At 57.8% G+C, this 8,106-nt stretch carries 9 protein-coding genes and 2 pseudogenes; 1 reads left to right on the forward strand and 10 read right to left on the reverse strand.

The window, feature by feature from the left end; all coding sequences use genetic code 11:
- Nucleotides 1–164 precede the first annotated feature (164 nt).
- From phnE (PUT78_RS22315) to PUT78_RS22355, 9 genes and pseudogenes are all read right to left on the reverse strand, one after another.
- Nucleotides 165–968 (reverse strand): phosphonate ABC transporter, permease protein PhnE, encoded by an 804-nt coding sequence (gene phnE, locus PUT78_RS22315; RefSeq protein ID WP_274354449.1) that lies wholly within the window; start codon nucleotides 966–968, stop codon nucleotides 165–167.
- Complete coding sequence (gene phnE, locus PUT78_RS22320; protein ID WP_274354450.1) at nucleotides 965–1,702, reverse strand: phosphonate ABC transporter, permease protein PhnE; 738 nt, start codon at nucleotides 1,700–1,702, stop codon at nucleotides 965–967. The genes phnE (PUT78_RS22315) and phnE (PUT78_RS22320) overlap by 4 nt, the downstream gene beginning before the upstream one ends.
- 65 nt (nucleotides 1,703–1,767) lie before the next feature.
- Nucleotides 1,768–2,526 (reverse strand): phosphonate ABC transporter ATP-binding protein, encoded by a 759-nt coding sequence (gene phnC / locus PUT78_RS22325; protein WP_274354457.1) that lies wholly within the window; start codon nucleotides 2,524–2,526, stop codon nucleotides 1,768–1,770.
- Between the two features lie 80 nt (nucleotides 2,527–2,606).
- Nucleotides 2,607–3,548 (reverse strand): phosphate/phosphite/phosphonate ABC transporter substrate-binding protein, encoded by a 942-nt coding sequence (gene phnD / locus PUT78_RS22330; protein WP_274354451.1) that lies wholly within the window; start codon nucleotides 3,546–3,548, stop codon nucleotides 2,607–2,609.
- 243 nt (nucleotides 3,549–3,791) lie between these two features.
- Nucleotides 3,792–4,502 (reverse strand): annotated as a pseudogene (locus tag PUT78_RS22335) (IS6 family transposase).
- Between the two features lie 541 nt (nucleotides 4,503–5,043).
- Nucleotides 5,044–5,190: pseudogene (locus tag PUT78_RS22340) on the reverse strand (IS6 family transposase); the annotation flags it as partial.
- A 59-nt stretch (nucleotides 5,191–5,249) separates the two neighbouring features.
- Nucleotides 5,250–5,705 (reverse strand): hypothetical protein, encoded by a 456-nt coding sequence (locus PUT78_RS22345; RefSeq protein WP_274354452.1) that lies wholly within the window; start codon nucleotides 5,703–5,705, stop codon nucleotides 5,250–5,252.
- Nucleotides 5,706–5,832: 127 nt separating this feature from the next.
- Nucleotides 5,833–6,036, reverse strand: a complete 204-nt coding sequence (locus PUT78_RS22350) for an NAD(P)H-binding protein (protein WP_274354453.1) — start codon at nucleotides 6,034–6,036, stop codon at nucleotides 5,833–5,835.
- A gap of 24 nt (nucleotides 6,037–6,060) precedes the next feature.
- Nucleotides 6,061–6,720 (reverse strand): DsbA family protein, encoded by a 660-nt coding sequence (locus PUT78_RS22355; RefSeq protein ID WP_274354454.1) that lies wholly within the window; start codon nucleotides 6,718–6,720, stop codon nucleotides 6,061–6,063.
- Nucleotides 6,721–6,815: 95 nt separating this feature from the next.
- On the opposite strand from PUT78_RS22355, the gene PUT78_RS22360 reads away from it, so the two are divergent.
- Nucleotides 6,816–7,712, forward strand: a complete 897-nt coding sequence (locus tag PUT78_RS22360; RefSeq protein ID WP_274354455.1) for a LysR family transcriptional regulator — start codon at nucleotides 6,816–6,818, stop codon at nucleotides 7,710–7,712.
- A 208-nt stretch (nucleotides 7,713–7,920) separates the two neighbouring features.
- On the opposite strand, the gene PUT78_RS22365 is transcribed toward PUT78_RS22360, so the two are convergent.
- Nucleotides 7,921–8,106: hypothetical protein (locus PUT78_RS22365; RefSeq protein ID WP_274354456.1), on the reverse strand; the 186-nt coding region annotated here is incomplete at its 5' end.

Below are 8,106 nucleotides of genomic sequence, written 5' to 3' on the forward strand. Positions count from 1 at the left end.
AATCCAGATCCGCATTGCCCTCATCAACCGCTTCAATGCGCTCGGCACCGCTGAGATCGTTCGCGTGGCCTGACGCCGACGGGGAGAGGGGCCATCATGCCTCAGGCATGAGTTGCGCAACAACGCCCACTCAAACCCACAAAACCGGGGGAATTTTCCGGCCTTCAAATAAGGCGCTTGCGAATTTGCGTCACGACGATTTCCGCCAGAATGACAACGATAAAGATAGCAATCAAAATAGTTGCTACGCGCGTCCACTGAAAGAAGTTCATTGCGCTGTCAAGAACCAGGCCAATGCCTCCCGCGCCGACCAGGCCAAGCACGGCAGATTCGCGAACGTTAATATCCCAGCGGAAAAGCGCTATGGACCAGAACGCTGGCTGGACCTGAGGCCAGTAGCCTTTTAGCAAAAGTGCTGGCCAGGGGGCGCCGACGGCTCTGAGAGCTTCTACCGGGCCAGTGCTCGCCTCTTCGACCGCCTCCGCAAGAAGCTTGCCGACAAAACCGATTGAACGGAAGGCGATGGCGATGGTTCCCGCCAATGCCCCAGGACCAAAGATCGCGACAAACAGCAGGGCCCAGACAAGCGAATTAACTGAGCGGGAAGCAACGAGAATAAGTTTGGCAAACTCGTTCACGATCCGGATCGGTACAATATTGTTGGCGGCCATCAGTCCGATCGGCACAGCCATGGAGACCGCCAGGATCGTGCCTAAGGTCGCGATATGCAAAGTCTCTATCAGCGCGCCATGGACCGTCGCCGGATAGTACGCCATATCCGGTGGCCACATTCTGCGGAGGAGATCGGCCATCTGGGTGTGCGCGTCGTAGAGAAACTCTGGAATGACGCGCACGTTCTGCACCGACCATACCACTGCCATGACCATGGCCAGATACACTGCGAAACGTGCCAGTCGCTGCGCCCGCGTGAACCTTTGCCAGCGGGGTGCATCATTGGTGTGGCTCACTGGAATGTCCTTCGTAGCCAGGTGGCGATGACTTCGCCGAGCATAATCATTGCGATGATCGAGATCAGGATGGCCGCCACAAAATCGTAATCGAACCTTTGAAAGGCCGAGAAGAGCGTGCCGCCGATACCCCCGCCGCCCACGATGCCGACCATGGTTGAGTTTCGCAGATTACTGTCAAGCTGATAGGTCGAAAACCCGATGAAACGCGCCAGAACCTGCGGCAACACAGCCATGATAACGACGCCCATAAAGCTTGCCCCCGTGGCGCGAACTGCCTCGACCTGCTTAAGAGATATCTCCTCGATCGCCTCGGCGAAGAGCTTCGCAACGAATCCGATAGAGCCTAAGGTCAGTGCAAGAATTCCGGCAAGCGGGCCAAAGCCAATTGCCTTGACGAATATGATCGCCACGATGATCGGGTGAAAAGACCGGGCGAGCGCAATGATGGCCCGGGCCGGCACGGTCACCACGGCAGGCATGAGATTCCGGGCTGCCAGGAGACCAATAGGAAGCGATAAAAGAATGCCAGCGGCGGAAGCGATGATTGCTATTTGCAGGCTCTCCAGCAACCCCTCTGCCATCAGCTGCCAGCGCGTGAATTCCGGCGGAAACATGCGCCCAAGGAAGACCGCGCCCCGGTCCAGCCCCGTGACGAACCTGTCCCAGGTGAAATTCAGCCTGCCCGACGCATAGACGACATAGAGCGCAAACCCCAGCCAGACGGCGCGCATGGGCCAGTTGGGCCGGAACGCCCTTGCGCGGATTGAGGGGCCGGGAAGCGACTTGACGGCCGCGCTCAACCGATCCACTCCCCGGACGCGCTGCCGCCATAAATTTCAGTCAGATGATGGTCCTTCAGTTCGTCCGGCGGGCCATCGAACACCACCCGACCGGCTGACATGCCGACGATCCGCGTGGCGAAGCGTCGAGCCAGCGCAACGTCGTGGATGTTGATGATGACCGGGATATTTTGTTCGGCCGCGATGTCGCGCATCAGGGTCATGATTTCAACCGAGGTGCGTGGGTCAAGCGATGAGGTGGGTTCGTCGGCGAGCAGAAGTCTTGGCGATTGCATGACCGCCCGGGCAATTCCCACGCGCTGACGCTGACCACCGGAAAGTGCGTCAGCGCGGCGGGTGGCGAAATCGCCCAGGCCGACCCGGTCAAGCAATTCAAAAGCGCGGGCGATATCGGACTCGGGATAATTGCGGGTCCAGATACGCCAGAGCGGAACATACCCAAGCCGACCGCAAAGCAGATTTTCAATGACGCTCAGCCGCTCGACAAGGTTATACTCCTGAAACACCATGCCGATCTCACGCCGCGCCGCCCTGAGGGCTGCGCCGCGCAGTTTCGTCAGCTCCTTTCCACCCAGCCAGACCTCGCCCGAGGTTGGCTCGACAAGCTGGTTAATGCAGCGGATTAACGTTGACTTCCCGGTGCCCGAAGGGCCGATGATAGCCACCACACCATGCGCCGGAAAGTCGAGCGATACATCACTCAACACTGATTTCCCACGTTCGTATTGTTTATTCAGGGAGCGCAACGACAGCACGATTTCGCGTGCTGTCGCTGCCCCCTGACCCCGGTCGTTTTCTGTGCGGCCCGGAGTGGCCGCGTCAAATGACGTGGCGCTCACTGCGATTCCCAGGTCGAACGGTTGAACGGCGCGCCGGACGCATCGGCAACGCGGCGCACCACGGCCCAATGCTCCTCGTAGGTCACAGGATAGAAGCGGTCGGCGCCGTCGAATTCGCGCTGCATTTCTTCGGTGTAGCGATAGTCCATGAAGCAGCTGAGCACCCTGTCACGCAATTCTGGTGCAAGCTGGCTGTCGTAGGCGAAGGACGAGGTCGGGAAGCGCTCTGACCGATAGACGACGCGGAAATCCTCTTCGTTGATCTGGCCACGCCGTGCCATCCGCTCGAACACGTCTGAAGCGACGGCTGCACCATCATAGTCACCGGAGTCGACGCCCATGACCGAGTTATCATGCCCGCCGGAGAAAATTACCTCGTAGTCTTCGCCTGGGGTCAGCCCTTCCTCCGGAAAGAGTGCCATGGGCGCGAGATTTCCCGAATTGGACGAGGCGGAAGTATGCGCGAACCGTCTCCCTGCGAGATCAGTCAGGCTTTCGATGTCACTGTCTGCCCGGGCAACCACAATCAGGTTGTAGCCCTGCCAGTCCTCGGCATCGCCCTTGACCGCGAAAGGCACCGCCCCTGCGAGGTTTACGGCAAAGCCGGTTGGCCCGGTTGAAAAGCCGCCAATATGAAGCCTGCCTGATCGCATCGCTTCGATCTGGGCGGCGTTTGACTGCACGTTGAAATACACCACGTCGCGCTCAGTGCATTCCTTCAGGTAGTCAATCAGATCGGAAAAGATGTTCGCATATACGGCGGGATCCTCAACCGGCGTATAAGCAAAGACCAACGTAGATGGATTGCGCCAACGCGAGGAATCTTCGGGCGTATCAGCGACCAGATCGCCGTTCGCGTCACAGAACATGTCATCCAGATCGCCGCGGTTCGGACAGTCATCTGCAAGCGCGCTTGATGCGCTGAACGTCAGCAGCATAGCGAAGCAAGCCCCCGCCACAGATCCATTGCGTTGAAAACTCATGGTCATTCTCTCCTCCCAAAGAAAAATTGCGGCCTGATGCGCACGTGAACGCTATCATACGATCACGAAACTGCGATCTTTAGCAAGTGTCTTTCTCAGGCTCGAAACCCGGGTGGTCCGACGCTTTCGTTTCAGAGGGGACTGTTGGGCATTGCCAAGTTGTTGTCCGCTGGGTGCAGTGATCTGCACCTCGTGCATTCATGCGGTCATTTCACGGGTATACTCGGCCCACAGCCCGAAGGCATCGGCACGGGCGTGGCGATAGGACGTGGCTGTCAGTCGGTAGCGGCGGGGTTTGAAGATCGTATTGATTTGGTCATGTGCGGCGAGAAAGCGCTGTGCCTGGCGTGGAGACTTGAAGCGGCCATGATCTTCTCCCGCCTTCGGGTCGGCCTGTGGCTGCCCTCGATCCGGTTGTTGAGGCCTTTGTGAGCGCGGTGGTCCGCATCGGGCGCCAGACGCGCAATCGGCTTGATATAGCTGCACAGCTTGTCGGTGATGACAACCCTCGGCTGACCAAAGCGCGCGATCAGCCGGTTCAGCAAACGCCTTGCAGTCTTGGCGTTGCGGCGCCTCTCGAACCAAGATTTCAAGCGTGTCCCCATCAGCATCGACGGCCCGCCAGAGCCATTGTTTTACCCCGTTGATCGAGACCACGACCTCGTCCAGATGCCATTTGTCATTTGGTCGGGGACGGTCCCGGCGGATGCACGCCGCGAAATGCGCGCCAAACCGGTTGACCCAAAGACGTATCGCTTCTCGGCTGACAGTGACACCCCGCTCCGCCAGAAGATCCTCAACATCCGCCGTGCTGAGCGCAAACCTGTGATAGGCCCAGACCGCATAAGCGACGATCTCGCGGGGGAAACGAAAGCCTTTCAGGCGCGGAAGAGAGGATGGTATACTCATGACCGCACACCTACGCCAATCGCGCAGCGCAAACAACTTGGCAATGCCTGCAAAACCGTTCGGTTTTAAGACGGAGAGTCGTAACGCTTTACTAAAAGCAAACTGCCAACCGTGCTTGCAAATACAACAATCGCAAGGCCGACGGCATAGAGTTTCCACGTGTAGTCATTAAAGGCATCGCTAGTTCTCAAAAAGAAAACGAATGTATGAACTGAAAACGCTAAGGCCATTATGGGTACTTGAACGTGAGCTCGTGCTTGGCGTGAAATCAGACCAAAATAGATGCAGGAAAATATGTAACCCGATATTATATAAAAGATTAATGGAAGAGGAGCTGTGCGAGAAAATTCTTCGAGGAAATTTCCTCTAGCACCCCTAATGGTTCGTTCATGTACGATTATGAAGGTGGATACACTCACTATTTCTATAGATCGTTCAAAGAGCCAAACGCCGAATTTTTTCATTTAATCATTCCAAGTGCAGCCAGCGGCATCGCATCCTGACCAACCCTCTGCCCTGCTTTCGCGGATTTCGTCCAGTCACTCACGATGACGCCTCGTTCGGCAAGCAGATCCTCGACATCCGCCGTGCACAGCGCAAACCGATGGTACGCCCAGACAGCGTAGGCGACAATCTCGCGTGGAAAACGAAAGCCCTTCAGGCGCGGCATGGACGTCGGTAATTTCATACCGCAACTCGTAGCAAAGTCACGCCGCGCAAACAACTTGGCAATGCCTTTAAACCAATTCACAGAAGCAAGCTTTTCACGAATACATTCTCACGTCCAGCGAAGTAGTCGCTCAAACGCGCTTCTGCATGGTCCCGTTCCCAAACAGCGGCTCGTTCAAGTCCAATGCATGCTTCCCGGGTGGTTGGAATTTCATCTAGGCCGGCGTATAAAGAATACTCTCCAGAGATCGGGTCCTTCTTGAAAAAGGAACTTGGTGAGAACTCAGCATCGTCTAATTCAACGAATCCACCTCGTTTCCAACTTTTTTTCCCAGATGTCGCGCTTTTATGCATCCAAATTCTGAATAGAACGGGCGCGGTTTTCGCGACAGAAGTTTCAACCTCAGGTGTGGGGCACTTTAAATCAAGGAAAGCAACTTCGTTGACTGGCGAAGGTAGTTCTTTGGCAAAACCAAACCAACCATCGTCTAGAGGAACAGCGAATAGTTTTGACTTGATGCTTACTCTATTCATCACATACCCCCAAACCTGCGTCTCGCTTCTTCTAGGTATATTTGACGGTTGGGGTTAGAAGGACTAATGCCATTGATAATATTTCCCGATGAACCGCCAGAGCGTTGAGAGCCCCCGTAGTGTTCAATTAAGATCTGTTCACGGCCTCTGATGGCGCTCCTACCAGCGCTTCGGGAGCGTCGATGTCGCCGGCGACTGCCCGGGTTCGGTCGAGCGGCTGCACATTTTCGGGATTGCGCGCAATGGCGGTAACGTCATGGCCGCGCGAGACGAGTTCGTTGTGGAGGCGTTGCCCGGCATTGCCGGAAGCCCCGATAAGAGCGACTTTCATGGTATTTCTCCTTTGTTTGATGGATCAGGCGGGTTCGCCGATGGCGGCAAGGACGGCGTCGCCGCCTGCGTATAGGGTCTGGCTGTCGAGAACGCGCGTGCCGCGGTTATCGGTGACGATCAGTTGCGGTATGCCCTGGATGCCGAGCGTCGACATCAAGGCACGCCCTTCGCCGATGCGGCGGTCGGTCTCGATCTCGAGCGCCGGGTCGTCTGTGATCTCGGCCTGAAAAGCGGACAGCTGGATCTCGACACCCGCGTTCCGTGCCACGCCCACGGCGATCTCTGCGACGACCCCAGCGCGGGACGTGTCCTGCCCCTCGACATAACGGCCCTCCTGGGCTGCATGCAGGAAGCGCGGCTCGAGGGACGCATCGATCCGTCCGAGCGCCACGAGCGCCCGCGTCAGTGACTTGGAGCTGAAGATACCGCCGGGCGCGCGCATCACCCCTTGGTGATAGGCCTCTGTGAAGCGCTGGCCGTTCAGTTCCTGGATGCGGCCGTCGTTCCTGCGGGCATGGTCCGCAATCGCTGCGACGGGGCGAGGGTCGACGAAAAGACCGGTGGGCAGGAGCCGCAAGCGGTCTGTGTGGGCCTCGGCGATCCGCTTCAGAGCGGGCGCGGATGCGTAACACCACCCGCAGAGCGGATCAAAGAGGTAAGTGAACTGGAGATGCTGGGTCATGCTGTTTCCTTTCCGTGTGAGGCCTATCTGGTGTTTCCTGTTTCGGAGATAAATAGTAGAATACGCACGTCTGTGTTGCATGATATGAGCGAATAATGTTGGACCGGATCATCGCCGCAAGAGTTTTCATCGAGACGGTCGAGCGCGGCAGCGCGACGGCCGCCGCAGAGGCGCTCGGCATGTCACGGGCGATGGCCTCGCGCTACCTCAATGCTATGGAGGATTGGGCGGGCGCGCGTCTTCTGCATCGCTCAACCCGCCACATGTCGCTGTCGCCCGCAGGCGAGGGTGCGATGGCGCGCTGTCGGGAGTTGATCGAGATTGCCGAAGGCATCTCGGGTCGCAACGCTGAGACTTCCATGCCGCAGGGTGAGATTCGCGTCGCAATGCCCGGGGTGCTGGCCGATGCGGTGGTCCTGCCCATGCTTCCCGATTTTGTGGCACGCTACCCCAAGGTATCGATCGACCTTCAGGTCACCGACCGCCTCGTTGATCTGGTCCAGGACCGGATCGACGTCTCCCTGCGCATCACCGGCGTGCTCGACCGCGCCGTCATCGCCCGCCGTCTCGGCGGTGTCGGGTCCGTGCTTTGCGCGGCACCAGAACTTCTATCGCGGATAGGCAACCCGGGTGTGGCTGGCGATCTCGCAGGTCAGCCATGTGTCACCTACGCGCAATTCGGCGCGCGGACCTGGACGCTTTCGGGCCCGGACGGAACCGAGACGATCGATGTTACGGGACCGCTCCAGACGAACGAAGCCTATCTGCTTCTCCGCGCCGCCCTCGAAGGGGTAGGAATTGCCATGCTGCCGACCTTCGCCGCAGCCCCGCATCTCGCCAAGGGGAACCTCGTGCAGGTTCTGCCCGGCTGGACACCGGCTGAGCTTTCTCTTTACGCCCTCTATGCTTCGCGCCGAAACCTACCCGCCGTCAATCGCGCCTTCATCGATTTTGCCGTGGAGAAAATTGGGGGAAGCCCAGTGTTCCGCTGAAGTTGAACTGCTGTTTGTTCAAATGCACGATGACGATTGCACGGCCCACTCTGCGACGAAAGTGACCTTCAGAGTCCCTGCCAGTAATGGCCTGCTCGTGGCCGTTCACGACAGAGTGCGTGTCGCTGCATATGTAAAACCGACCCGCCGCGCCGGGTTCTGTCGCAAATTTCCGACATGGTTGAGTGTAGGCTGATGCTGGACGGAATTATGCTGCGAACTGAGCGAACTGCTGAAATGCGTTCAAGCCGTTGGCGTCGAATTGGCCCTTTTGCCATTGTTCGGTGTCGGATTTTCTCGGCGCTTTGAATGAACGACCCATCTCAAAGACAGCCTTGCCACAGTGAGGGCAGACATTGCCTTTCTCGCACGCGGTCATTTTCCATGACTTACG

Origin of the sequence: Roseinatronobacter alkalisoli (assembly GCF_028745735.1) — a bacterium.
In the GTDB taxonomy this organism is placed as follows: domain Bacteria; phylum Pseudomonadota; class Alphaproteobacteria; order Rhodobacterales; family Rhodobacteraceae; genus Roseinatronobacter; species Roseinatronobacter alkalisoli.